Genomic DNA, 24,974 nt, shown 5'->3' with positions numbered 1-24,974 from the left:
TCCGCACGTGTACGTCTGCATCTGCAACGGGGTTACCGACCATCAGATCCGCGAAGCCGCGCAGAGCGGTGTCGTGAGCGTGTCCGAGCTGACGATGCGCACCGGCTGCGGCGCGACCTGCGGCTCCTGCCTGGACATGGCGGCGGACCTGCTGGCCAAGTTCAGCGCTACCCACGACCTGCCGCTGCCGGTATTGGGCCTGCAAGCCGCCTGAGATCGGCCGGCCCGGTTGCGGGCCGCAACTGAGCACGATTCGCGTTCCTTCATGCCTGCGCGCGACGCGCTACAGTGCCCGCGATTCCACGCAGCAGGAGCACGTTCATGAAGGGCGACGCCAAAGTCATCGAATTCCTCAACAAGGTCCTCTACAACGAGCTGACCGCGATCAACCAGTACTTCCTGCACGCCAAGATGCTGAAGAACTGGGGCCTGAAGGAGCTCGCCGATCACGAGTACAAGGAATCGATCGAAGAGATGAAGCACGCGGACATCCTGTCCGACCGCATCCTCTTCCTCGAAGGCCTGCCGAACTTCCAGGCACTGGGCAAGCTGCGCATCGGCGAGAACCCGGCCGAGATCCTGCAGTGCGACCTCAGCCTGGAACGCGACGGCGTGGTGACCCTGCGCGAAGCGGTGGCCTATGCCGATTCGATCGGTGACTACGTCAGCCGCCAGCTGTTCGTGAAAATCCTCGAGTCCGAGGAAGAGCATATCGACTGGCTGGAAACCCAGCTGGATCTGATCGAGCGCATCGGCGAACCGAACTACCTGCTGACCAAGATCGAAGACTGAGTCAGCCCTGCAACGGGGCGCGCAGGCGGGCGTGATAGCCGCCCAGCGCGATCCGTGCACGCGCGAACTCGGCGATCAACAGCGCCACCGCCACGGCGGGGCGCTCCAGCGTGCCGGCGCGGGCATCGTGCTCGATCCGCCAGGCCGCTGCCGACAGGGCCATCGCGCCCACATTCGCACTGGCGGATTTGAGGCTGTGGGCCAACGCGCGCAGCTGGTCCAGGTCCGCTGCGACCGAGGCGTCCTGCAGCTGGCGGATCAGCGGTGGCGTGTCATCCAGGAACACGCCGATGACCCGCGCGGTGTCCGCGCCGATCACTTCAAGCAATTCATCGAGCACGTCCTGGTCGAGCACCGCGGCGGGTGTCTGGTCGCGTGCGGGCACCGCTGCGGTGGCTGCAAAGGGCCGGGTCGGCAGCAACGCCGGGTCGTCGGCCAGCACGCTTCCCCAGCGTGCCAGCACGGCCTGGAGTGTTTCGCGGTGGATCGGTTTGGACAGGTAATCGTCCATGCCGGCCTGCAGGCAGCGCTCGCGGTCGCCGGCCATCGCATTGGCGGTCATCGCCACGATCGGCAGCCGCGCCGCGCCTCGTGTGGCCTCGTGCGCGCGCCAGCGGCGGGTCGCGTCGTAGCCATCCAGCACCGGCATCTGGCAATCCATCAGCACCACATCGAACGGCCGGGCCTGCAGTGCCTCCAGGGCCTGCTCGCCCTGGGTGGCGGTCTCCACCTCGCAGCCCAGCACCTGCAGCAGCCGCTGCGCGACCAGCAGGTTGACGCTGTTGTCTTCCACCAGCAGCACGCGCAGCGGGAACTGCGGCAGTGCCGTGGGCGAGCCTGCGTATTCCACCTCGGCCAGCAGCGCAGCCGGGCGTGCACTGGGCACCACCGGGCGCAGCAGCGCGTGCAGTTCACTGTCAGCGCCCTGCCGCGACAGGGCGGGTCCCGGGCCAAGCGACTCGGGCGCGGGCGCCTCATCGCCGTACAGCCACAGCAGCTGCGCAGTGGGATGCCGTTCGTTCCCGGCCACCGCCTTCTGCAGTGCCTGGGTGCCATGGCGCAGGCCGTCGGTGTCGGCGATCACCCAGGTCAGGGCCGGGTCGATACCGGGGCGCTGTGGCGCGCGCAGGGCGTCGATCGCTTCGGCGCTGGTCTCCACCGTGTGCAGGCGCAGATCATGGTGCTGGGTCACCCGCTCGATACGCTGGGCGAGCACCGCATCGCGGGTGATCAGCAAGGCACGCCGCGTGTTGCCGACCGCTGGCAGATCGCCGATCACCTTGAGCAGGGGAATCTCGAACCAGAACGTAGCGCCGCGCCCCACGGTGGAGTGCACGCCGATCCGGCCCTGCATCAGGTCGATGATGCGCTTGCAGATGGCCAGGCCCAGCCCGGTGCCGCCGTACAGGCGCGTGGTGGACGCATCGGCCTGGCTGAAGGACTGGAACAGGCGCGCCTGCAGGGCGTCGTCGATGCCGATCCCGCTGTCGGCGATCTCGAACCGCAGCTGGTGCTGCGCGTTGGTCTCGCCCTGGCGCTGCACGCGCAGCCGGATCTGGCCACGCTCGGTGAACTTGATCGCATTGACCAGCAGGTTGCTCAGCACCTGGCGCAGGCGCACCGGGTCGCCACGGACGGACAGGCGTACCGCCGGGTCGAGTTCGAGCGAGAGCTGCAGGCCTTTCGGATCGGCGGCGCGCTGCATCAACTGCACCAGCCCTTCGAGCAGCTCGCGCAGGTTGAACGTGGTGATCTCCAGGTTCAGGCCCTTGGCCTCGAGCCGGGAGTAATCGAGGATGTCGTCGACGATCCTCAGCAGCTGCTGTGAGCTGGTCGCCGCGGTCTGCAGCATCTGGCGCTGGTCACTGCCGAGCTGGCCGCGCGCGATCAGATCGAGCATCGGCAGGATGCCGTTGAGCGGCGTTCGGATCTCGTGGCTCATGGTGGCCAGGAACTCACCCTTGGCCAGCGCCGCGGCTTCGGCGGCCTGCTTGGCGCTGAGCAGTTCCTGTTCAAGCTGGTTCTGCTGCTGCCGGCGCTGCTGCAGCTGATCGCGCTCGAGCACCAGCGCCTCACTACGCCGCTGCAGCCGCTCCAGCTGGTCCTGCGCGTCACGCCAGCGGCGTACCGCCTGGATGCCGGCGATCAGTGCCACCACGCCGGTGCCGGCGGCAATGTCGATCCACGGCCCATTGGCACCGATGCGCGCCATCACCGCGGCAGTGGCACACAGGGCGGCCGCCGCAGCGCTGATCCACAGCGGGGCCGGGGTGGAGGAGGGAGCTGGCCGTCCGTGGCGTCCCATGCTCAGAGCACCGAGTTCTGGAAGTCGAAGTTCAGTTCGCTGCCGGCGGACTGGACCATGTTGCCCTGGATGAAATCCACTCCGCCGATCCACATCGCGGCCGCTGCCTGCGGGTCTTCAATCTGCTGGCCGATGATGCGCAGCCCGGCGCGGTGCGCCCGGTCGATCGCCGCGCGCAGTTCGTCGCGCGTCTGCTGGTTGGTGTGGCTGTTGGAGAAGCGCGCGGCCATGCGCACATAGGCCAACGGCAGCTGCGCCATCAAGGCATTGGCTTCATCGCCCGGCTCGAACTGGCTCAGGCAGAAACGCACGCCGGCTGCATGCATGCGCGTGCAGAACTGCTGCAGGGTGACGGTGTGGATCAAGGCATCGGGCAGGCGTACGTCGATGACCAATGCGCTGCCGTCGATCTGCCGGCTCGCCAGCGATTCCAGCAGCCAGTCACCGAAGGCATCGCGGGCCAGCGTGCGCAGCGACTGCGAGACGAACAGGTGCAGCGGCTGCGCGGCGTGGCGATACAGATCCAGCAGCCCAAGCGCATGGTCGAGCACCTGCTGGTCCAGATCGGCAATGCGCCCGGCTGCTTCGGCGGCCGGAATCACCTGGCCGGCGGCCAGCACGCTGCCATCGGCCTGGCGCAGCCGCAGCAGCATCTGGTATTGCGCGGTGTTGCCACCGGCCACGGCGACGATCGGCTGGTAGGCCAGTTCCAGCTGCCCGTCAAGCAACGCCAGGTGTTCCTGCGCGGCCACATCTTCGCGGCGCACGTACGCGGCCACGCCCGCGGTCAGCAGGCGGGCCTGCAAGGTGGTGCGTTCGACTGCTTCCAGTGCGCTGCCCGCATCGGAGAAGCCCGGCGAGAGCTGCGCATGACCGACCACGCCGCGCAGGTGCACGGATTCGTCATCGCGGATCACGAACGCGCGCGTGGACAACTGCTCGCGCAGGGTATGCGCCATTGCATCCAGCGTGGCCTCGTCGGCCCCGCGGGCCAGCACCAGGAAACTGTTGTCGTTCAGACGTGCCAGCAGGTAGGGCTGGGCGGCATCGGCCAGCCGTTGGCCCGCCTGGGTCATCAGCCGTTCGAACGCGGCATAGCCGTAGCGCTCGCGCAGCCCCAGCGCGCTGGCGATCTCGATGAAGAACAGGCCGCCGTGGTCGCGGTGCGCCAGCGAGGCGCCGAGCTGCTGCATCACATGATGGCGGGTCGGCAGGCCGGTCTCGGGGTTGTTCATCGCCGGTGCGCTGCCGTTGCCCGCCTGTGAGGCGGCCTGCGCACGGGCGCGGCGGATCCGGTTGGAGACGGCGGCGATCAGGTGGCGCGGGCGGATCGGCTTGCTGAGGAAATCATCGGCGCCGCTGTCGAGCACTTCGAACTGGCGCTCCGGATCCGGGTCGCCACTGAGGAACACGATGGGCAGCAGCTGCTGGCCGGGTTGCTGGCGGATCAGGGCGGTCAGCCGCATCCCATCCAGCCCCGGCAGATGCAGGTCCATCAGGATCAGGTCGGGGCGATGCTCGGCGATGGCCTGCTGCACCCCCTCGGCATCGCTGTGCACCAGCGCCTCCATGCCGGCGCCGTGCAGCACGCTCTGCGCGAACAGGGCCTGCGAGCGGTCGTCTTCGACGATCAGCACGCGGTACGGCGAGTCGATGCCGGGCGGCGGCAGGCTGCCGGTCTCGGTGTGCATCGGGGGGAGCAGGGGCGGCGGGCTGGCCGGCGCCGGCGTCAGCGCCACGACATTGCTGTGCACCACGGGCGCGGGTGAGGCCTGGCTTTGCCAGCGCTGCCAGTGGTCGGCCGGCGGCGTTTCAGCGCGCACGGCGCGGGCGGGTGCAACAACGTTGTCGTGAACGGCCATCAGTACTCCCAGTCTGCGCCGCAATTATGCGATGAACACCCGAAGGCAGGGCACGCCTCACCGTGGCAGGGTTCCCGGTTTGACCTGCGTCTGGCCACTGTCGGCCTGCCGCATCAACCAACGCATGCCCTTCCACAGCGTCCGCCAGATCATCCACACGATCAACGCGCCGATCAGGCTGCACGCCACCACCAGGATCAGCGCCAGCCAGGGGTGCGCCAGCGCGAGCGCGAGCCCGCCGACCACCACGGTGTCTTCGGCGGCGGAGGCGATCCAGTTGCTGGCCGGTTCGGGTGAGGTGTTGAGCAGGGCGCGGGTACCGGATTTGAGCCCGTGGCTGGCCAGCGCGACGCCGGCACCGGCCACCAGTGCGGTGCCGCTGAGCTCACCGCTGGGCGAGAGCGTGGCGGCGGCCAGGAACGCACCGGCCGGGACCCGGGCCAGGGTCTGGACCAGATCCCAGACCGAGTCGACCCCGGGGATCTTGTCGGCGAAGAATTCGGCGATGGCCAGCGCGGCCGAGGTGCCCAGCACCCACCAGGACTCCGTGGCCTGCAGCGCGGGCGGCAGGTCGACCCAGCCGAGCAGGCCGGCCAGGCCGACGCCGAACACGGTCAGGTACACGCGGATGCCGGCCAGCCAGGCCAGCAGGATGCCGATCACGAACAGGTGGGCTTCGGTCATGGCACGCGCTCCGGCTGCAGAATGTGCACAGGCGCACACTATCGGGGATGACGTCCATGAACGCCACTGCCCCGATCCCGGCCCTGCGCGGACAAGGTCTTTCCCCTGACTTACACTAGCCCGTCGTTCCAGACAGGGGCCGTTGCGACAGCGCCGGCAGGCGCGGTCGCCCAGGACTGCCATGAATAAACCCACACCTTCCCGCATCCAGATCCGCCGGCCGGGCGCGCCGCCCGTGCAGGACCGCAAGCGCCTGCTGGTGCTGGGCGGGGCCTGGCTGCTGTCGCTGATCCTCGCCGTGCTGCTTGGCGCCTGGCTGGGCTCGCCCGGCGGTGACGTCGGCACCCAGCTCAAGGCCGCCGAGACCCGCAATGAGCGCCTCCAGCAGCAGCTCATCGAACTGCAGCAACGCCAGGCCACCCTGCAGGCGTCCGACCGCATCAGCCGCGCCGCCAACAACGAAGTCCAGACCTCGCTGGGCGAGCGCGACGAAGAAATCGCCGGCCTGCGCGCCGACGTGGCCTTCTATGAGCGCCTGGTCGGAGCGACCAGCCAGCGCAAGGGCCTGAACACCCATTCGGTGGAGTTCTCGCCGGAGACGGGCGGCACCTGGCAGTACGCCGTGGTGCTGACCCAGAACCTGAACCGCGGGGCGATCAGCCAGGGGCAGATGCGCTTCACGGTGGAAGGCGTCAAGGACGGCAAGCTGACCTCGGTCAGCTGGGACGAGCTGCACCAGCGCACCAAGGTGCCGGGCCAGGACTATTCCTTCCGGTACTTCCAGCAGCTCACCGGCAGCGTGATGCTGCCACCAGGCTTCACCCCGCAACGTGTGCGGGTCACGCTGGGATCGGGCGCGGGGGGCGCCACCCAGGTATTCGATTGGAAGCAGGCCGGAGCACCGGCGGCATCGGCAAAAGAAGGGGAGTAAGCCCATGTTTGGCAGCAACAAATCCAACCGCGACGGACATCTGGTCGTGGACGCGCTGATCGGCGCGCAGGTGGTGATCCGCGGGGACGTGGAATTCAGCGGTGGCCTGTACGTGGAAGGCACCATCCTGGGCAAGGTGATCGCCCAGGACGGCGCCAGCAACGCCACCCTGACGGTGGCCGAGCATGGCGCCATCGAGGGCGAGATCCGTGCCCAGGTGGTGGTCATCAGCGGCCGCCTGGACGGGGATGTGCACGCCACCGAGCGGGTCGAACTGACCCCCAGCGCCCGGGTGACGGGCAACATCCATTACCAGGTGGTGGAAATGCACGCCGGCGCCCAGCTGACCGGCCGCCTGATCCATAGCTCGGCGCAGATGGCCCTGCCGCCGCCGTCCGGGGATGCGGACCAGGGCAAGGGCAAGGACACCGCGGCCCGCAAGAAGCTGGCCGAGGCGATGGCCTGAATCGCGCCCGCGTGACAACTTGAAACCGTGCTCATGCACCCCCATGCTGGGGGCATGAGCACGCTTGTTTCCCTGCCCGGCGCTCCCGCCGCCGCGCCGAACTACCAGTCCCTGGACCGTCCGCTGAACTTCACCGAGGCCGCTGCGGCCAAGGTCAAGGAGCTGATCCAGGATGAGGGCAACGCTGCCCTCGCCCTGCGCGTCTACATCGAAGGCGGCGGTTGTTCCGGCTTCCAGTACGGCTTCGAGTTCGACGAGAACCGCGCCGAGGACGACCTGGCGGTGGATACCGCCGGCGTCACCCTGCTGGTCGATCCGCTGAGCTTGCAGTACCTGATGGGCGCCGAGGTGGATTACACCGAAAGCCTGACCGGCGCGCAGTTCGTGATCCGAAATCCGAACGCCAAGACCACCTGCGGCTGCGGCAGCAGTTTCAGCATGTGATGTGCGCGCAACCGGCCTGACGGTCGGTTGCCGCTTGCCAGTCCCGCCGAATGTGGGCAGGCTCTTGCGATGTCCAAATTCTCTTCGCAGCTTTCCGGTTTCGCCTTCGTCAGCGAGCCGCTGGAGCGCGCCGATACCCTGCGCGATGACGCCGATGCGTTGTTGCGCCTGTGGCCGGACGCGCGTGTATTGGTGCTCGACCAGGACGGCACGGCGCTGGCCGGCCACGATGGTCAGCCGCTGCCGCTGACCGGCGCGGATCTGGGCGGTGGCCCGGGCACCGCGATCTTCCTCGGCCTGCGCGGCGAGCAGGCGTGGTTCTCGATGGAGGCCGCCGGGCTGTCGGTGACGGCGCCGCAGCGGGTCGACCTGCGCCAGTCCGCCGCGACCTGGTCCATCGCCGATTCCACCGCCTTCTGTTACGCCCGGGGCATGTCCTACTGGCAGTCGCGCACCCGCTTCTGCGGGGTGTGCGGCGGCGCGGTGACCTTCAGCCGCGGTGGCTTCGTGGGCCGGTGTGGCCAGTGCGCCACCGAACACTACCCCCGGGTCGATCCGGCGGTGATCGTGGCCGTGGAGAATCAGGGCCGGCTGCTGCTCGGCCGCCAGGCGAACTGGGCCCCGCGCCGTTATTCGGTGTTGGCCGGCTTCGTCGAGCCGGGTGAGTCCCTGGAGCAGACCGTGGTCCGTGAGGTCTTCGAGGAGAGCCGGGTGCGCGTGCGCGAGTGCCGCTACCTGGGCACCCAGCCATGGCCGTTCCCCGGCGCACTGATGCTGGGCTTCGCCGCCACGGCCGAAGACGACGTGCCTACCGTGAACGGCGAGCTGGAAGATGCGCGCTGGTTTACCGCCGAGGAAGTGGGCGCAGCCCTGGCCCGGGATGTCGAGGATGACGGCGAAGGCATCCGCCTGTCGCCGCCGATCTCGATCTCGCGCAGCCTGATCGAGCACTGGTACCGCCAGCAGATCGCCTGACCGTCGCCTGCCGTTGCCGCAGGCTGAACACGCGGCGCGGTACATTACCAACGGCCCGGGGAATTGCCGGGCCGCAAGGCATAGTAGCGGCGCGTTCCACGTCCCGAGCCGGAGGCTTACATGTTCACCACCCTGGTCGCCGTGCTGGTTGCCTTGGCCCTGGGCCATGTCGCGCCGGGCGTGGCCGTCGCGCTGCGGCGTTTCGGCCTGTACCGGCGCTGGCTGCAGTGGCTGGACCGGCACGCCGCCGAAGACGGGGTCTGGCGCGGCCGCAAGGGCGCCTGGCTGGCGGTGCTGCCGTTCGTGGCAGTGCTGGGCCTGCTCCAGTGGCTGTTCGATGACCGCGTCTACGGCCTGCCGTCGCTGCTGCTGGGCGTGCTGGTGCTGGCGATGTGCTGGGGCCCGCGCGATCTGGACCGCGATGTCGAGGCGGTGATCGACGCCGATGACGCCCACGCCCGCCACCTGGCGATCGCGCAGCTGCAGTCCGCCGGTGGCAGCCTGCAGGAAGACGTCCCCTCGCTGGTCGAAGCCACCGTGCTCAACGCGCTGCGGCGCTGGTTCGCGGTGCTGTTCTGGTTCCTGCTGCTGGGCCCGGTCGGCGCGCTGCTGTATCGCCTGCTCGCCTTGCTGGGGGTTGGCCCGATGCGCTCGCTGGCCAGCGTGGAAGCGGTCGCCGGGGCGCGCGTGGTGCTGTCCTGGCTGGAGTGGCCGGTGGCGCAGCTGATGTCGCTGTCGATGGCGCTGGTCGGCAACTTCGATACCGCGTTCAAGGCCTGGCGCGAAGCGCACGGGAATCAGTGGTCGGCCTCGACACACTTTCTCGGTGCGGTCGCGCGGGCAAGCGTGAGCGCCGAGCTGCGTGAGGACGCGCACGATTACAGTGATGCGGGGATGGTGCCGGTGTGGCGTCGCCTGCCGGAGCTGCGCGATGCGATGAGCCTGGTGTGGCGCATGCTGCTGCTGTGGATGGCGGTGCTGGCGCTGCTGGTGATCGCCGGCTGGGTCACCTAGCCGTCCGGGTCAGCCCGGTGCCAACCAGGTAAACGGCACCCACGGCAGGTTGCGTGCGATCCAGTACGCGGGCAGCAGGATCAGCCAGAAAGCGGGCTTCATCAGCAGCGTGATCAACGGCTGCAGCGCGCGTGGCCGCCAGCCCAATGCCCAGCCGAGCACCAGCGGGGCGATGGCCAGCATCAGCATGGCCAGGGGATTCATCGAAAACGCGGTGGCCACATCGCCGTGGGCCAGCGCGTGCAGTGCACGCGTCAGCCCGCAGCCGATGCAGTAATACCCGGTGACCGCCAGAAAGCTGCACGGCGGGAACGGACTGCTGGCGCTGTTGGGGTCGTAGTGCCGCAGCACCCAGACTCCCGCACCGGCCGCCAGTGCGGCCGGTGGCAACAACGCCAGCAACCAGCGCTTGCCGTGCAGCGCGATCATCAGCTGTTGCTTTCGATCTGCTGCTGGAACTGCTGCATCTGCTCCATGTAACCGTCCACGCCCATGAAGGCCAGCGAGATCACGAACAGCACCACGCCGGCGATCAGGAAGCCGGTGGTGACCCATGCCCAGATCTTGGCGTTCTTGGAAGCACGACGCGCGCCTTCCAGGTCGCCCTGGTTGAGCAGGCCGTTGACCTTGCTGGCGAACACGATCGCGACCACACCGGTGACGATGCCCGGGAAGCTCAGGCACGACAGGCAGCACACGAAGAACGCCAGGATGGTGACGACGATCGACCAGATCAGGTGATTCGGAACGCTGCCCGGGGCGGGCGGCAGGGGGGCGGTGGCATTCATCAGCGAAGCTCCATTTGCTTGGGTGGGTGTATCAGCGCGGGCGAGGTGCCCCGGGCGGTAATCTAACCGATGTACCTGCGTCCATGTATACGGTTACATGCAGGCAGGGCGGGGCTCACGCCTGATCGCCCCGAAGCTGCCTGACCTGCGTTTCCAGCATCGGGGCGGTCGCGGCATCGCCAGGGATCGGCGCGGACGCAACCACCTCGACATGCGCACGGAAGCGGCGGGGCACGCGCATGCGGCCCAACCGCGTGTCGCGGCGGCTCCACATGCTCGACCACATCCCACGCAGCGCCATCGGCACCACCGGTACCGGGCGACGCTCCAGGATCTTCTCCACGCCCGATTTGAACGCGCCCATCTGCCCATCGCGGGTCAACGCGCCCTCGGGGAAGATGCAGACCAGCTCGCCCTCGGCCAGCGCCTTGTCCACCTCATCGAAGGCGGCCTGCATCAGCGCGGGATCTTCGCGTGCGCCGGCGATCGGGATCGCCTTGGCGGTGCGGAAGATCCAGCGCATCACCGGGATGTTGAAGATCTTGTAGTACATGACGAAGCGCACCGGCCGCGGGATCGTCGCCGACAGGATCAGCGCGTCCATGTAGCTGACGTGGTTGCACACGATCAGCGCCGCGCCCTCGTCCGGCACGTGGGTTTCGATCCCGTGCGGGCGCAGCCGGTACAGCGCACGCACCATCACCCAGCTGAGGAAGCGCATCAGGAATTCAGGCACGATCGTGAAGATGTAGATCGACACCACGGCGTTGGCGATCGCCAGCGCCAGGAACAGCTGCGGGATGGTCCAGTCCAGCACGCGCTGGGTCAGCAGGCCAAGACCCGCAGCGAGCACGATGAAGCCGGAGTTCTGGATGTTGAGCGCAGCGAACACGCGTGACATTTCCGACTTGGCCGTGCGGCTCTGGATCAGCGCGAACAACGGCACCACGAAGAAGCCGGTGAACAGGCCGATGCCGATCAGATCGATGATGATGCGCGCGCTGCCCGGCGCCTGCACGAACTGCCAGATCGACAGCCCGGCCACGGCAGCTTCGCCGACGCGGGCGAAGTACAGGTCGAGCATGAAGGCGGTCATGCCGAACGCCCCCAGCGGCACCAGCCCGATTTCCACGGTGCGCCCGGACAGCTTCTCGCACAGCAGCGAACCGGTGCCGGTGCCAAGTGAGAACAGGGCCAGCGCGAAGATGTAGAGCAGGGAGCCACCACCGAGGTTGACCTCGGCATAGGTCGGCAGCTGCGAGGTGAGCATGGTGCCGACGAACCAGAACCAGGACACGCCCAGGATCGCGTTGCGCACGGCTTTCTGCTTCTTGGCCATGCGCAGCACCGCGAGCGACTCGGGCAGCGGGTTCCAGTTGATCTTCAGGTCCGGCGCGCCCGCATCGACCTTGGGGATCATCCGTGCGGTCAGATTGCCCGCGACGGCGAGCACGATCACCGCGGTGGCCGCCACGATCGGCCCATGGCTCCCGGACAGGGCGAAGATCAGGCCGCCGGCGATCATGCCGGTCAGGATCGACAGCGAGGTGCCCATCTCGACCAGGCCGTTGCCGCCGGTCAGTTCCTCGGGCTTGAGGATCGAGGGCAGCACCGAGTACTTCACCGGCCCGAACAGCGTGGACTGCATGCCGGTGCAGAACAGTGCCACCAGCAGCACGGGCATGCTCTCGGTCAGGAAACCGAGTGCGGCCAGCGACATGATCGCGATTTCCATGGTCGTGGTGATCACGATCAGCCGGGATTTCTCCAGCTTCTCCGCGATCTGGCCGGCCAGTGCCGAGAACAGGAAGTACGGCAGGATGAAGATCGCCGGCGCCAGGTTGGTATACAGCGAGCGCTCTTCGATCGGCGTGCCGAGGAAGAACAGCAGCGCGATGATCGCCTGGCGGTAGACGTTGTCGTTGAACGCGCCCAGCGACTGGACGATGAAAAACGGCAGGAAACGGCGTTGCCTGAGCAGAGCGAACTGACTATGGCCGGACATGGAGACTCCTTGCGAACCGGCGCAGCCTAGCATTCTCCCTGTTGGCGCAGCATGGCAGCGCCGCGGAACGGTGCAGGCAGCCCCGTCTTGGGTAGCTCACGACCGTTGGTCGTGAGAACGTTCAATAGGTCGTGAGCCCTTCAACATCCGTATCGACCAACGGTCGATACCTACCGCAGCGTGCGCGCGGCCTCATTGGCGGCGCCCCGCAGCTTGGGCAGCAGGCGCAGCATCAGCCCCATCTGGGTGCGGATCAGCTGCAGCTTGGGGGGCATGTCGTCCGGGATCTGCTCCAGCTGCTCGGCCAGGGCCCGATCGCCCTCGTTGGCGTCTTCAGCCACCGGCTCGCGCCGCTGCAGCGCAGTGGCGATCTGCTGCATCGCCTGTTCGACGCGTTCCCCACCGGACAGCGCCAGTGGATCCTGGCCGTAGCTGTCCAGCTGGGTGCGGTGGGCGCCCAGTGCGGAGAGATGGCCGAGCAGGGTGTTGGACAGCGCCAGGAAGCGGAAGCCGGCATCCAGGTTGCGGCGCACGTGGCCGGGCTCGCGCAGCATGTTCGACAGTGCCGTGGACAGCGCCGCATCGGCGTTGTGCATGTCCCGGCGTGCGATGCGATAGGCCAGATCGTCCTGCATCCCGCTGCCGTACTGGCCCAGTACGGCGTGCAGGTACTTGGCGCAGTTGTCGAGCACACGGGCCATCACCAGGTTCAGGCGCCGGCCCTGCCAGTCGGGCAGGATCAGGAAGGCGGCCGCCGCGGCGATCGCGCAGCCCAGCAGGGTATCCACCAGGCGCGGCCAGATCAGCAGGAAGCCATCGCCGATCAGGTTGAAGCAGGTCAGTGCCATCACCGTGATCGCCGCCGAGGCCACCAGGTAGCGATCGCTGCGGGTGAAGAAGAACAGCAGCGCCGAAAGCAGCGCGATCAGCAGTTCGATGCGCAGGTCCTGGAACAGCTGCATCAGCGCCCAGGTCAGCACCAGGCCGATCAGCGTGCCGGCGATCCGTTGTGCCAGCCGCTGGCGGGTCGCGCCGAAGTGCGGGCGGCACACGAACACGATGGTGAGCAGCACCCACGAGCCGTTCTGTGCGTTGAACAGCCGGATCGCGGCGAACCCGACGATCAGCGCCAGCGCCATGCGCAGGCCGTGCCGGAACAGCACCGAGCCGGGGGTGAGCTGCTGGCGGATGCGCACACCCATCTCGCGCAGGGTATGCGGGTTGGTATCGCGCAGGCGGGTATCGACGTTGTCCAGGGTGGACTCGGACTTCTCGGCCTCGGACAGGCGCCGCTCGATGCTCTGCAGGTTGTGGCCGAGCAGTTCCAGCGAGGCCAGCAGGCGCTGCCACTGCGGGTTGTGCTGGGCACGCAGCCAGGTGATCGAATCGGTCAGGTCGGCCGTGGCCTGCTTGGTGCGCTCGCCGTACTGGAACGGCTGGCGCAGGCGGATCGCCTGGCCGAGGTTGGCGCAGGCCTCACCCTGCAGCGCGAGCAGGCGCTGGCAGCGGTACAGCACGTCGCTGTGGAAGAACGCCTCGGTGAGTGCGCCGTAGGGGTAGTGCGAGGAGCTGGCACGCTCATGGAAGTCCTGCGCCATGTAGTACAGGCGCAGGTACAGGCCGGACTGCACGCCGGGGCGACCGGAGCGGCCAAACCGGGCCAGGATCGCGGTCTTGGCGATGTTCAGCGCTTCGACCACGCGCCGGTTCTGCTCGGCCAGGGCCAGCTGGCGCTTCTGCACGTCGGCATCGCGCACCGGTTCGAACAGATCGGCCTTGAGCTGCAGGTAGCGGCCCAGTTCCAGGTACAGGCGCGCGACCCGCTCGCGCACGGGCCGGTTGGCGAACAGGGCGGTCCACAGGATCGAGAGCAGCGCGTACCAGACCGCACCGGCCAGCAGATGGCTGACCGCGTTGATCGCCTGGGACAGATCGGCCGCGCCGTGCTGCTCCAGCCCGATCATGGTGTAGATGGCCAGCGTCACCGTGGCCTGCGCGATGGAGGCATAGCGCTCGCCGAGCGCGCCGAGCAGGGTCAGCCCGAACGTCGCTGCGGCCAGCGCGGTGATGAACCACCACGGATGCGGGAACAGCACCACGACCGCGGCGGCGGCAGCCACGAAGCACAGCAGTGACAGGGCGACCGATTTGATCCGGCCCCACCAGTTGTCGTCGGTCTCGGCGATCGCGCTGGCGATGATGCCCAGGAATACGCCCGGCAGCGCAGGCAGCTGGTCGAGATACCAGCACAGCCCCATCGCCGCGGACAACGCGATGAACACCCGCAGGCCATAGCTGGCCTTCTCATGCGCCCACAGGCGGCTGACGCGGGTTTCGAACGAAGGCATGGCGACTCGGCGGAAGGCAGGCGGCCATTATTGCCGGAGCGGGGTGAAGGGGGCACCTTTACGTGGGTTGGAATGGCGCTGGTAGTGCCGGCCGCTGGCCGGCTCCCGACAATGCCGAGGAGCCGGCCAGCGGCCGGCACGACCCGCATGCATCCGGCTTACATATCGAACCGCACGCTTACCGCGAAGGTGCGCGGCAGGCCGACGCCCGCGTTGGACCAGTACTTCTTGTTGGCCAGGTTCTCCACGCCGGCGCGCCAGGTGACGGGGTGGCCGGCAGCCTGCATGCGGTAGCCGACGCCCGCGTTGACCAGGGTGTAGTCGGGCAGCTTGAGCGTGTTGTCGGCGTCGTAGTAGACGTCACCGTAGTAGCGGGCCAGTGCGTACACGCTCAGGCCCTCGATCTGCGGGATGCTGTAGTCGGCGTGCAGCACGCCCTGCCAGCGGGCGGCGCCGGCGGTGCGGTTGCCTTCCTGGCTGGCGCTGCCCGGGGAGAGTTTGTCGTAGGTCGGGTCCAGCCAGGTCACGCCGCCACCGAGGGTGAAGGCATCGGTCAGGCGCACATCGCCACTGACTTCCACGCCTTCGTAAAGGGTGATGCCGTCCTGCACCAGCAGCTTGCCGGCGGACGTAATCAGGTCGATGTTCGCGCCACGCTCCAATCGGAAGGCGGCAGCATTGGCGCTCCAGCGCGGGTACTCGATCTTGGCGCCGATCTCGTACTGCGTGCTGATGGTGGGGTCGAGCACGTCGCCGGCATTGATGTAATCGCTGCCCACGCGGCTGCCGGCTTCCAGCGATTCGACGTAGCTGGCATACAGCGTCACGGCATCGGCCGGCTTGTACATCAGGGCGTAGGTCGGGGTGACCGGATAGGTGTGGTACGCGCCCTTGTTTTCGAAGTCGTTGTAGCGCGCGCCGGCCAGCAGCGACCAGCCATCGGCGAAGCTGACGGTGTCGCTCACGAATACCGCCTGCTGCACGGTCTCGCTGCCGCGGCTGAGCACGCGCGAGCCGACCGCATCATGGCGCAGCGTCGGACGCTGATAGATGTTGCCGCGGCCGAGGGTGTTCCATTCGTACGGACGGTCCCAGCCCAGGCCGGTCTGGTGGGAGACGCCGGCAACGACCTGGTGCGACAGCGGGCCGGTCTGGAAGCGACCCTGCACGATGGCCTGGGCCAGCTTCCACTCGCTCTTGCCACCGAGCTCGTAGGTGTTGATGTCGTAGTCGCCGTTGACGTCATCGATGTAGGCGAAGATCTTGTTGACGTCGTTCCAGGAGGTGGTCACGCCATAGCTCAAGCTGGCTTTCCAGTCGCTGTTGATCTGCCAGTTCAACGCGGTGGAGAGCAGGCTGGAGCGGGTGTCGTAGTAGCTGCCGTCGATGCTGTTGTCGATGTCGCCGGCCAGCGGGCGCGGCAGCTCGGTCAGGCCGATGAAGTAGTACTGCGGGGATTCGTTGCTGAGATCGCGTGACTGGAACACGCCGTCGAAGGTCCAGGTGAGGCGATCGCTCAGGCGTGCATCCAGCGACAGCGCGCCGACCTTGCGGTTCACCTCGCCGCCGTTGAAGGTCTCGCCCTTCTCCTGGTACGCATTGAAGCGGTAGCCGAACATGTCTTCGTTGCCGAAGCGCCCGCCCACATCGACCTGGCCGCTGACGATGCCCGCCTCGCGCCAGCCGAGCTGCGCCGACAGCGTGGTGACCTCGGTCGGCTTCCTGGTCACGTAGTTGACGATGCCGCCGGGCTGGCCGAAGCCATACATGAAGCCACCGGGACCCTTCAGCAGTTCCACCTGCTCCATCACTTCCAGCGGCCACTCGGTGCCCCACGAAGAAACCTGCAGGCCGTTGACGCGGTAGCTGTCGTAGCTGAGGTCGATACCGCGGTTGCGGATCGGCGAGCTCCAGCCGCTGGCGTAGGCGCTGACCTGGGTGACCACGGACGGATCGGTGAGGAAGGCCTCGCCAAGCGAGACGACCTGGCGCTTCTCGATGTCCTCGCGGCCCACCACCGAGATCGCGAAGGGGGTATCGCGCACGGCACGGTCGCCCAGCGCGCCGGTGTCGGTATGGGTGCGTTCGGCGATGACCTTGATCGCATCCAGGTCGGTGGCCGAGCGCGCCCGGACGCCGCCATCCGGGGCGGACTGGGCGTGGGCGGTGCAGGCCGCGGCCAGGGAAAGGGCGAGCAGGGCCGGGCGCAGGGCACGGCGGCCCGGCACCACGGCCGGGAGCGAAGACACAGACTGGCGCATGTTGTGGGGGTCCTCCGCGGGCGGCAGCACACCGTCCGCGATCAGAAGAAGGCGGAAAAGAGGGGGTGGCTGAGTCGTCAGGCGTGCCGCGTCAGCGGCAGCGGGGCATCGCGGGGGGCAGTGCAGGACCGTGGCTGATGCGAATTGTTCTCTTTTGGGCCGGAAGCGTCAATCCGGCGGCGTGCCGACCCACGGTCGGCACCTGGCTGCATGAACCACGTTCAGTGCAGCCGTGCCGCCGTCACCGTGCGGCCGCGGCGCGCTTCAACGCACGCTTTTCACGACGGCGGGCCCGCCGGGCCGCCCAGCGCTCGCGCAGGCACGAGAAGATCACGTACAGCGCCGGGGTGCTGAGCAGGGTCAGGCTCTGCGAGAACAGCAGGCCGCCGATCATCGCGATGCCCAGCGGGCGGCGCAGTTCGGAACCTTCGCCCAGCCCGATCGCCAGGGGCACCGCGGCCAGGATCGCCACCATGCTGGTCATCATGATCGGACGGAAACGCACGATGCTGGCTTCGCGTGCGGCTTCCAGCGGTGTCTTGCCATGCTCGCGCTGCGCTACCACCGCGAAGTCGATCATCATGATCGCGTTCTTCTTGACGATGCCGATCAGCAGCACCAGCGCGATCATCGAGATCACCGACAGCTCGGTGTTGGTGCCATACAGCGCCAGCAGCGCGCCCACGCCCGCCGCCGGCAGCGTGGACAGGATGGTGACCGGGTGGATCAGGCTTTCATACAGCATGCCCAGCACCAGGTAGACGGTGATGATCGCCGCCATCACCAGGATCAGCATCGCCATCGGGTCCGAATCGAACCCGAACCCGGCGTCCTCGGCCAGGCGGATGTCGCCGGGCATGCGCATGCCATTGACCGTGCTGTCGATGATGGCCTTGGCCTCGCCCATGCTGGTGCCGGGGGCGAGGTTGTAGCTCAGGTCCATCGTCGTGTACTGGTTTTCGTGGGTGATCTGCGAGGGCGCCAACCCTGGCACTTGCTCGGCGACCGCCGTGATCGGCACCATCTCGCCATTGCCGGCCCGCACGTAGATCTGGTCCAGCGCACCCGGTGTCGCGGTCTGCTCGGGCAGGGCGTTGACCACCACGCTGTACTGGTTGATGTCCGAGTAGATCGTGGAGATCTGGCGCTGGCCGAAGGCGCCGTACAGCGCGCCGTCGATGGCACCGACCGACACCCCCAGGCGCGCGGCCTTGGCGCGGTCGATCACGATGTTCTGGCGCAGGCCGGCGCTGTCCACATCGGTGCCGACGTCGGCCAGCTTCGGGTTCTTCTTCAGCGCGGCCTGCAGTTTGGGCAGCCACTCCTGCAGCTGGGCCAGGTCGTTGCCCTGCAGCGAGACGCGGTACTGCGCGCCCTGGCTGGCCCCCCCGCCGTCATTGCTGGGCAGATCCTGGATCGCGCGCAGGCGCAGCTGCAGGTCGGGATAGCGGTCGGCCTTGGCGCTCAGGCGCGCCAGGGCCTGCGCGGTGGTTTCGCGGCGGCCGTCCTTGCGTGATTTCAGTTCAACGTTGAACTGCGCGCTGGAGCCCTGCCGGCCACTGCCCAGGCGCACGCCCACGGTCTTCACCGCCGGGTCGGCCATCAGCATGTCGGTGATGCGCCGCTGGCGGTTGACCATGTCGTCGAAGGAGACCGTGGCGCTGGAGTTCGCGCGGCCCCAGATCAGGCCGGTGTCCTGGGGCGGGAACGCGCCCTTCTTCACCGCACCGAACAGGAACACCGTCGCGCCGATCAGCAGCAGCGGGGTCAGCGACAGCAGCAGTGCATGACGCAGCGAGAAGTCGAGCAGCGTCACGTAGATCCGCAGCATGCGGTCGTGGCCGGCGTCGAGCAGGCGGCCGAAGCGGCTGGGTGCACCGGCGTCGGCATGCGCGCTCAGGAAGCGGCTGCACAGCGCCGGGGTGAGGGTCAGCGAGATGATCATCGACACCACGATCGCCGCCACCAGGGTGACGGTGAACTCGCGGAAGAACGCGCCCATCATGCCCTTGGCGAACAGCAGCGGGATGAACACCGCCACCAGCGAGGCGGTGATCGAGACGATGGTGAAGCCGATCTCGCGCGCACCGGTGAGGGCCGCCTGCATGCGCGTCATGCCCTCGTCGAGGTGGCGCATGATGTTCTCGATCACCACGATCGCATCGTCGACCACGAAGCCGATCGCGATCACCAGCGCCAGCAGGCTCAGGTTGTTCAAGGTGAAGCCCAGCACGTACATCACCAGCGCCGCACCGGCCAGCGACAGCGGCACGGTCACCGCCGCGATCAGGGTCGGGGCGAGCCGGCGCAGGAACAGCGCCATGGTCAGCACCACCATCGCCAGCGCGATCAGCAGGGTGATCTGCACTTCATGCAGCGAGGAGCGGATGGTCGGGGTGCGGTCGAAATAGGGGGTGAGCGTGGTGCCCGGTTCCAGGTAGTCGCGCAGGGTGGGAATCTGCGCCTTTACCCGGTCCACGGTTTCCACGATGTTGGCGCCGGCGCGGGTGAACACGTACATCACCACCGCCGGTTTGTGGTTGAACCACGCGGCCTGGTAGGCATCCTGCTGCCCGTCGTAGACGTTGGCGATGTCCTGCAGGCGGATCACGCGGCCGTTGTCGGCGGTCTTGATGACGAGCTGGGCGAAGTCGGCTGCGCGCGCCACCGAGTCGTTGGCGATGATCGCGGTGGTGGTGTTGCCATCGGTGAGGAAGCCGGTCGGCGAGGTCACGTTGGCGGCGCGCACGGCATTGCGCAGGTCATCGGCGGTCAGACCGAGGGCGTTCATCAGGCGCAGGTTGACGTCCACGCGCACGGCCGGCGTCGAAGCACCGGCAATATCCACCGAGGACACGCCGGTGATCTGGCGCAGGCGCTGGGCCAGCAGCGAGTCGGCGACGTTGTAGAGGTCGTCGGCCGACTGCGTTTCCGAGGTCAGCGCGATCGCGATGACCGGGTCATCGTTCGGGTTCGCCTTCTGGAACATCGGCGTGCCCAGCCCGGCGGGCAGGTCGGCCTGGGCCGAGTTGATCGCGGTCTGTACGTCCAGTGCGGCCGAATCGATGTCGCGGTCGCTCTGGAAGATCATGAAGACCAGCGAACTTCCCTCGGAGCTGGACGAACGCATGCGGTCGATGCCCGGCAGCTGGCCGAGGTGGCGTTCCAGCGGCGCGGTCACCGTGGAGGCCATGGTCGTGGCATCCGCGCCGGCCTGGTTGGCGTGCACGAAGATCACCGGGATCTGGATGTTCGGCAGTGCCGACACGCCCAGCTGCAGGTAGCAGATCACGCCGACCACGAACAGGCCGATGGCCAGCAGGGCAGTGCCGATCGGGCGGCGGATGAACGGACCGGAGATGTTCATCGAACGCCTCCGCAACGGCCTGCGGTGCTCATCATCACGCCTGCGGCTCCTGCACCGGGCCATGGCCATGACGCAGCGCACGCTGTTCGCGGCGCTGGCGCAGGCGGTCGGAGAAGCGCTCCATGTACAGGTAGATCACCGGCGTGGTGTACAGCGTCACCAGCTGCGACAGCAGCAGGCCGCCGACGATGGCGATACCCAGCGGGCGGCGCAGTTCCGAGCCGATGCCGGTGCCCAGCGCCAGCGGCAATGCACCCAGCATCGCGGCAGCGGTGGTCATCATGATCGGGCGGAAGCGCAGCAGGCACGCGCGACGGATCGCCTCGTGCGCGTTGGCGCCGGTGCGCCGGGCTTCGATCGCGAAGTCGACCATCATGATGCCGTTTTTCTTCACGATGCCGATGAGCAGCACGATGCCGACGATGCCGTCCACCGACAACGGCAGCCCGCACACCATCAGCGCCAGCAGGGCGCCGACGCCGGCCGGGGGCAGGGTGGAGATGATGGTGAAGGGATGGATGTAACTCTCATACAGCACGCCCAGCACGATGTAGATCAGCACCAGCGAGGCCAGCAGCAGCCACACCACATCGGTCTGGCTGCCGGTGAACTCGGCGGCCTTGCCGATGAACTGCGCATGCACCTGCGAGGGCATGTCCAGGCCGGCCTTGGTCTCTTCAATCGCCTTGACCGCATCGGACAAGGAATAGCCCGGCGCGATGTTGAACGACACCGTGACCGCCGGCAGCTGCTGCTGGTGGCTGACCACCAGCGGGGTGCTGGTGACCTTGCCCTCGGCCAGCGCCGCCAGCGGAATGATGTTGCCGGCGCCGACCGGAATGCCGGTGTTCTGCGCGCCGATACCGGTGGCGGTGGACGAGTTGGACGAGGTGACCTGGCCGAAGTTGGTGGCATTGCTGCCGGTCAGCGCGCCCGCGCCATTGGAGGCTACCGCCAGCTGGTTCATCAGCGCGGTGCTGGTGCGGAACTCCGGGGCCACTTCCAGCACTACGCGGTACTGGTTGAGCTCGGTGAAGATGGTCGAGATCTGGCGCTGGCCAAAGGCGTCGTACAGGGTGTCGTCGATGGTCTGCATCGGCACGCCGAGCACGCTGGCCTTGTCGCGGTCGATGGTCAGCTCGAGCGCGCGGCCCTGGTTGGACAGGTTGTTGTCCACGTCGGCCAGCTCCGGGCGCTGGCGCAGCGCCTCGGTCAGGCGCGTGGCCTGCAGCGCGACCTGCGCGCTGTCCACGTCCGACAGCGAGTACTGGTACTCGGTCGCGGCCACGCGGGTATCCAGGGTGACGTCCTGCACCGGCTTGAGGTACAGCGCCACCCCGGGAATGCCGGCCACGGCCTTCTGCAGGCGCGGCAGGATCTTGTCGAGCCCATCGCGGTCGCCGCGCTCCTTGAGCACGATCGACAGCTGGCCCTGGTTGAGCGTCGGGTTCATGGTCCCGGCGCCGATGAAGGCCGAGACACCGGTCACTGCCGGATCGCTGCGCAGCGCTTCGGCCACGGCCTTGGTGCGCTGCTCCATCTGCGGGAAGGCGATGTTCTGGTCGGCCTGCACCACACCGGTGATCAGGCCGGTGTCCTGCTCGGGCAGCAGGCCCTTGGGGATCACAATGTACAGCACCACGGTCAGCACCAGTGCGCCGGCGGCGACGGCCAGGGTCAGCGGCTGGTGATCCAGCACCCAGTCCAGGCTGCGCTCATACAAGCCCACGGTGCGCGACCACACGGTGGCCTTGCCCGCTGCGGCGGCGCGCTCGTGCGCGTCTTCGCCCTCGGGCAGCGCATCGGGCTTGAGCAGGTAGGCGCACATCATCGGGGTGAGCGTCAGCGAGATCAGCATCGACAGCGTCACCGCGATGCTCAGCACCCAGGCGAATTCGTGGAACAGGCGGCCGGTGACGCCGGGCATCAGCAGCAGCGGCAGGAACACCGCCACCAGCGAAATCGTCAGCGAGAGCACGGTGAAGCCGATCTGCTGCGCGCCGATCTCGGCCGCTTCCGGCCCGCTCTTGCCCTGTTCGATGTAACGCACGATGTTCTCGATCATCACGATCGCATCGTCGACCACGAAGCCGGTGGCCACCACCAGCGCCATCAGCGAGAGGTTGTCCAGCGACATGCCGGCAAACGCCATCACGCCGAAGGTGCCGGCCAGTGACAGCGGCACCGCCACCGAGGGAATGATGGTCGCCCACAGGCGGCGCAGGAACACGAAGATCACCGCGACCACCAGGCCGATGGTCAGGATCAGGGTGAACTGCACTTCATGCACCGAGGCGCGGATGGTCTCGGTGCGATCGTTGAAGATGTCCAGGTGTACATCGGCCGGCAACACGTTCTGCAGCTGCGGCAGCAACGCGCGGATGCGCTCGACGGTCTGCACGATGTTCGCGCCCGGCTGGCGCCGCACTTCCAGCAGCACCGCCGGCTTGCCATCGGCCCACGCGGCCAGCTGGTCGTTCTCCACGCCGTCGATCACGTTGGCCACATCGGACAGGCGCACCGGGCGGCCGTTCTTGTAGCTGATGATGGTGTCGCGATACTCGGCGGCACTGGTCAGCTGGTCGTTGGTGCCGATCGAGTAGGACTGGGTCTTGCCGTTGAGCGAGCCCTTGGGCGCGTTGACGTTGGCCTGGGTGAGCGAACTGCGCAGCTCTTCCAGGGTCAAGCCCATGTTGGACAGCTGCGCCGGGTTGACCTGGATGCGCACGGCCGGGCGCACGTTGCCGGCGATGGAGACCAGGCCCACGCCCTGCACCTGCGACAGGCGCTGGGCGAGGATGGAGTCGGCGTAATTGTTGACGTCGCGCAGCGGGCGCGTGTCGGAGGTGAGCTTGAGGGTGACGATCGCCGCGTCGGCCGGGTTCACCCGGTTGTAGACCGGCTGGTAGGGCAGCGAGGAGGGCAGGGTGGCCTGGCGGATCGCGGCCTGCACATCCTGTGCGGCGATGTCGATGTCGCGGTCCATCGAGAACTGCAGGATGATCGTGGACAGCCCTGCCGACGAATCGGAGGTCATGATCTCCAGCCCGGAAATCTGCCCGAACTGGCGCTCCAGCGGCGTGGTCACCAGCGAGGCCATAGTGACCGCATTGGCACCGGGATACTGGGTGGTCACCACCAGGCTGGGCGCATCGATCTCGGGCAGCGCCGACACCGGCAGCTGGCGGTAGCCGAGGATGCCGAGCAGCAGCAGGCCCGCCATCAGCAGCGAGGTGGCGATCGGGCGGCGGATGAAAATCGTCGAAAAGCCCACGGGCGGGTCCTTGCTGGTGCGTCGTGCTGCGTTGGATCAGGCGAACGCCGGCGCGTGGGCCGGCGTCAGGAACGTAGGGCGGGCGCGATCAGCGCGGACCGCCACCGCGGCGTCCACCGCCACCCTGCTGCTGGGCGGCCTTGAGTTCGGCTTCGGTCGGTGCGGCCGGGGTTTCGCCCGGCTTGAGCGCGGTCACCTTCGCACCCGGCTTGAGCCGGAACTGGCCTTCGCTCACGACACGCTCGCCGCCTTTCAGGCCCTCGGTGATCTGCACCTGGCTGTCGCCGACTTCCACGCCGCTCTTCACCGTCTGCATGGCCACGGTGCTGTCCGGCTTGACGATGTAGACGTATTCGCCGTCCGGCCCGCGCATCACGGCCTGGGTCGGGATCACCACGCCGCCGGCGATGGTGCGCAGCTGCATGCGGACATTGACGAACTGGCCCGGCCACAGCGAGTTGTCTTCGTTGTCGAACAGGGCGCGCGCGCGGAAGGTGCCGCTGTCGCTGCTGATCTGGTTGTCCACCACATCCAGCTTTCCGCCGTCGGTAAGGACGTGCGCGTCGTTGCGGTCCAGTGCGGCGATGTCTACCGGGCCGGCGGCCTGGGCCTGGCGCACGGCCGGCAGCTGGCGCTCGGGCAGGTTGAACACGACATGGATCGGATGAATCTGGGTCAGCGTCACCAACGCCGTGCCGGCGCTGACGATGTTGCCGGCGTCGACCGCGCGGATACCGGCGATGCCGGAGATCGGGGCGGTCACGCGGGTGTACTGCAGCTGCACCTGGGCGGCGCGCATGCTGGCCTCGTTGGCGGCCACGGCACTTTCGAACTGGGCCACCTGGTTGCGCTGGGTATCCAGGTCGGTCTTGGCCACGTACTGGCGATATTCGGCCGAATTGGAGCGCTGGTAGTTGGAGCGGGCGGTGGCGAGCTGGGCCTGGTTCTGGCGCTTGGCCGCCGCGGCCTCGTCGTAGCTGGCCTGCAGGGTGCGCGGATCGATCTGCGCGAGCAGGTCACCCTTCTTCACTTCCTGGCCTTCCTTGAAGTTCAGGCTGATCAGCTGGCCGCCGACCTGCGGGCTCACGGTGACGGTGTTCATCGCCGCCACCGTGCCCAGCGCGCTGGCGTAGACCGGCACGTCCTGGCGGACCGCATCGATCACCGTGACCGGCACCGGGCCGGCATTGGCCGGATCACCGCCCTGGCGCCCTTCGGCTGCCGGGCCGCCTGCATCCCCCTTCTTGCCGCCCATCAGGCGCATACCCACAACGGCAATCACCAGCACTGCGACCACCAGCAGCACGATCTTCCAGAAACGCGACATTCAATAACTCCCGAGGGCTGGCGAAGGGCGGGGCCCGGTTGGCTAGGCGCAAAGCATACTCGTCGCCCGTGGCCTTTCATGCATGACGGATGGGACGGGCGATCAGACCGGATGTGACGGGTGAGGTTCCA

18 protein-coding genes are annotated in these 24,974 nt (G+C 67.8%); 7 read left to right on the top strand and 11 right to left on the bottom strand.

Annotation, left to right across the window (positions count from 1 at the left end; translation table 11 throughout):
• Positions 1-7: 7 nt before the first annotated feature.
• Together ABE422_RS10795 and bfr are read left to right on the top strand one after the other, a co-directional pair.
• Positions 8-214, top strand: a complete 207-nt coding sequence (locus tag ABE422_RS10795) for a (2Fe-2S)-binding protein (protein ID WP_088433582.1) — start codon at positions 8-10, stop codon at positions 212-214.
• A gap of 107 nt (positions 215-321) precedes the next feature.
• A complete protein-coding gene (bfr, locus tag ABE422_RS10790; RefSeq protein WP_019185321.1) occupies positions 322-792 on the top strand; it encodes a bacterioferritin in 471 nt (156 codons plus the stop codon).
• Between the two features lies 1 nt (position 793).
• On the opposite strand, the gene ABE422_RS10785 is transcribed toward bfr, so the two are convergent.
• Genes ABE422_RS10785 through ABE422_RS10775 form a run of 3 tightly spaced genes read right to left on the bottom strand, consistent with a single transcriptional unit; the run spans position 794 to position 5,643 of the window.
• Complete coding sequence (locus ABE422_RS10785; protein ID WP_313211068.1) at positions 794-3,097, bottom strand: ATP-binding protein; 2,304 nt, start codon at positions 3,095-3,097, stop codon at positions 794-796.
• A 2-nt stretch (positions 3,098-3,099) separates the two neighbouring features.
• Entirely contained in the window at positions 3,100-4,959 is a 1,860-nt protein-coding gene (locus tag ABE422_RS10780) for an EAL domain-containing protein (RefSeq protein ID WP_313219440.1), read from the bottom strand.
• A gap of 57 nt (positions 4,960-5,016) precedes the next feature.
• On the bottom strand, positions 5,017-5,643 hold the full coding sequence (locus ABE422_RS10775) for a DUF4126 domain-containing protein (RefSeq protein WP_088433585.1): 627 nt from the start codon (positions 5,641-5,643) through the stop codon (positions 5,017-5,019).
• Between the two features lie 181 nt (positions 5,644-5,824).
• Between ABE422_RS10775 and ABE422_RS10770 the strand changes: the two genes are divergently transcribed.
• The 5 genes from ABE422_RS10770 to ampE all read left to right on the top strand — a co-directional run bounded on the left by ABE422_RS10770 (position 5,825) and on the right by ampE (position 9,473).
• Positions 5,825-6,574: a DUF6776 family protein gene (locus ABE422_RS10770; RefSeq protein ID WP_121040594.1), complete on the top strand. Its 750-nt coding sequence runs from the start codon at positions 5,825-5,827 to the stop codon at positions 6,572-6,574.
• Positions 6,575-6,578: 4 nt separating this feature from the next.
• Positions 6,579-7,040: a polymer-forming cytoskeletal protein gene (locus ABE422_RS10765; protein WP_313211070.1), complete on the top strand. Its 462-nt coding sequence runs from the start codon at positions 6,579-6,581 to the stop codon at positions 7,038-7,040.
• Positions 7,041-7,094: 54 nt separating this feature from the next.
• On the top strand, positions 7,095-7,484 hold the full coding sequence (gene erpA / locus ABE422_RS10760; protein ID WP_019185327.1) for an iron-sulfur cluster insertion protein ErpA: 390 nt from the start codon (positions 7,095-7,097) through the stop codon (positions 7,482-7,484).
• 69 nt (positions 7,485-7,553) lie between these two features.
• Complete coding sequence (nudC, locus tag ABE422_RS10755) at positions 7,554-8,459, top strand: NAD(+) diphosphatase (RefSeq protein ID WP_152150924.1); 906 nt, start codon at positions 7,554-7,556, stop codon at positions 8,457-8,459.
• 120 nt (positions 8,460-8,579) lie between these two features.
• Complete coding sequence (ampE, locus tag ABE422_RS10750; RefSeq protein ID WP_346465886.1) at positions 8,580-9,473, top strand: regulatory signaling modulator protein AmpE; 894 nt, start codon at positions 8,580-8,582, stop codon at positions 9,471-9,473.
• 9 nt (positions 9,474-9,482) lie between these two features.
• Here ampE and ABE422_RS10745 read toward each other — a convergent pair whose 3' ends face one another.
• The 8 genes from ABE422_RS10745 to ABE422_RS10710 form a co-directional block, all read right to left on the bottom strand.
• Complete coding sequence (locus tag ABE422_RS10745; protein ID WP_313211072.1) at positions 9,483-9,902, bottom strand: DUF2752 domain-containing protein; 420 nt, start codon at positions 9,900-9,902, stop codon at positions 9,483-9,485.
• Positions 9,902-10,261: a CD225/dispanin family protein gene (locus tag ABE422_RS10740; RefSeq protein WP_176987977.1), complete on the bottom strand. Its 360-nt coding sequence runs from the start codon at positions 10,259-10,261 to the stop codon at positions 9,902-9,904. Before ABE422_RS10740 ends, ABE422_RS10745 begins: the two co-directional genes overlap by 1 nt.
• A gap of 115 nt (positions 10,262-10,376) precedes the next feature.
• On the bottom strand, positions 10,377-12,266 hold the full coding sequence (locus ABE422_RS10735; protein ID WP_346465885.1) for an MFS transporter: 1,890 nt from the start codon (positions 12,264-12,266) through the stop codon (positions 10,377-10,379).
• Positions 12,267-12,436: 170 nt separating this feature from the next.
• The gene (yccS, locus tag ABE422_RS10730) at positions 12,437-14,614 is read right to left on the bottom strand and encodes a YccS family putative transporter (RefSeq protein ID WP_313211074.1); all 2,178 of its coding nucleotides are present in this window, start codon (positions 14,612-14,614) and stop codon (positions 12,437-12,439) included.
• A gap of 158 nt (positions 14,615-14,772) precedes the next feature.
• A complete protein-coding gene (locus ABE422_RS10725) occupies positions 14,773-16,875 on the bottom strand; it encodes a TonB-dependent receptor (RefSeq protein WP_346482951.1) in 2,103 nt (700 codons plus the stop codon).
• A gap of 241 nt (positions 16,876-17,116) precedes the next feature.
• Entirely contained in the window at positions 17,117-20,242 is a 3,126-nt protein-coding gene (locus tag ABE422_RS10720; RefSeq protein WP_313211076.1) for an efflux RND transporter permease subunit, read from the bottom strand.
• 34 nt (positions 20,243-20,276) lie between these two features.
• Entirely contained in the window at positions 20,277-23,516 is a 3,240-nt protein-coding gene (locus tag ABE422_RS10715) for an efflux RND transporter permease subunit (RefSeq protein ID WP_346482950.1), read from the bottom strand.
• 88 nt (positions 23,517-23,604) lie between these two features.
• Complete coding sequence (locus ABE422_RS10710) at positions 23,605-24,843, bottom strand: efflux RND transporter periplasmic adaptor subunit (protein WP_346482949.1); 1,239 nt, start codon at positions 24,841-24,843, stop codon at positions 23,605-23,607.
• Positions 24,844-24,974 lie beyond the last annotated feature (131 nt).

The organism is Stenotrophomonas sp. TWI1151, assembly GCF_039673135.1.
GTDB lineage: Bacteria > Pseudomonadota > Gammaproteobacteria > Xanthomonadales > Xanthomonadaceae > Stenotrophomonas.
Note: the sequence above shows the minus strand (reverse complement) of the source record. Positions and strands in the feature narration are given on the sequence as shown.

Coding starts and splice junctions, on each gene's coding strand:
- bfr (WP_019185321.1), top strand. CDS start 322: ATGAAGGGCGACGCCAAAGTCATCGAATTCCTCAACAAGGTCCTCTAC.
- ABE422_RS10785 (WP_313211068.1), bottom strand. CDS start 3,097: ATGGGACGCCACGGACGGCCAGCTCCCTCCTCCACCCCGGCCCCGCTG.
- ABE422_RS10780 (WP_313219440.1), bottom strand. CDS start 4,959: ATGGCCGTTCACGACAACGTTGTTGCACCCGCCCGCGCCGTGCGCGCT.
- ABE422_RS10775 (WP_088433585.1), bottom strand. CDS start 5,643: ATGACCGAAGCCCACCTGTTCGTGATCGGCATCCTGCTGGCCTGGCTG.
- ABE422_RS10770 (WP_121040594.1), top strand. CDS start 5,825: ATGAATAAACCCACACCTTCCCGCATCCAGATCCGCCGGCCGGGCGCG.
- ABE422_RS10765 (WP_313211070.1), top strand. CDS start 6,579: ATGTTTGGCAGCAACAAATCCAACCGCGACGGACATCTGGTCGTGGAC.
- erpA (WP_019185327.1), top strand. CDS start 7,095: ATGAGCACGCTTGTTTCCCTGCCCGGCGCTCCCGCCGCCGCGCCGAAC.
- nudC (WP_152150924.1), top strand. CDS start 7,554: ATGTCCAAATTCTCTTCGCAGCTTTCCGGTTTCGCCTTCGTCAGCGAG.
- ampE (WP_346465886.1), top strand. CDS start 8,580: ATGTTCACCACCCTGGTCGCCGTGCTGGTTGCCTTGGCCCTGGGCCAT.
- ABE422_RS10745 (WP_313211072.1), bottom strand. CDS start 9,902: ATGATCGCGCTGCACGGCAAGCGCTGGTTGCTGGCGTTGTTGCCACCG.
- ABE422_RS10740 (WP_176987977.1), bottom strand. CDS start 10,261: ATGAATGCCACCGCCCCCCTGCCGCCCGCCCCGGGCAGCGTTCCGAAT.
- ABE422_RS10735 (WP_346465885.1), bottom strand. CDS start 12,266: ATGTCCGGCCATAGTCAGTTCGCTCTGCTCAGGCAACGCCGTTTCCTG.
- yccS (WP_313211074.1), bottom strand. CDS start 14,614: ATGCCTTCGTTCGAAACCCGCGTCAGCCGCCTGTGGGCGCATGAGAAG.
- ABE422_RS10725 (WP_346482951.1), bottom strand. CDS start 16,875: ATGCGCCAGTCTGTGTCTTCGCTCCCGGCCGTGGTGCCGGGCCGCCGT.
- ABE422_RS10720 (WP_313211076.1), bottom strand. CDS start 20,242: ATGAACATCTCCGGTCCGTTCATCCGCCGCCCGATCGGCACTGCCCTG.
- ABE422_RS10710 (WP_346482949.1), bottom strand. CDS start 24,843: ATGTCGCGTTTCTGGAAGATCGTGCTGCTGGTGGTCGCAGTGCTGGTG.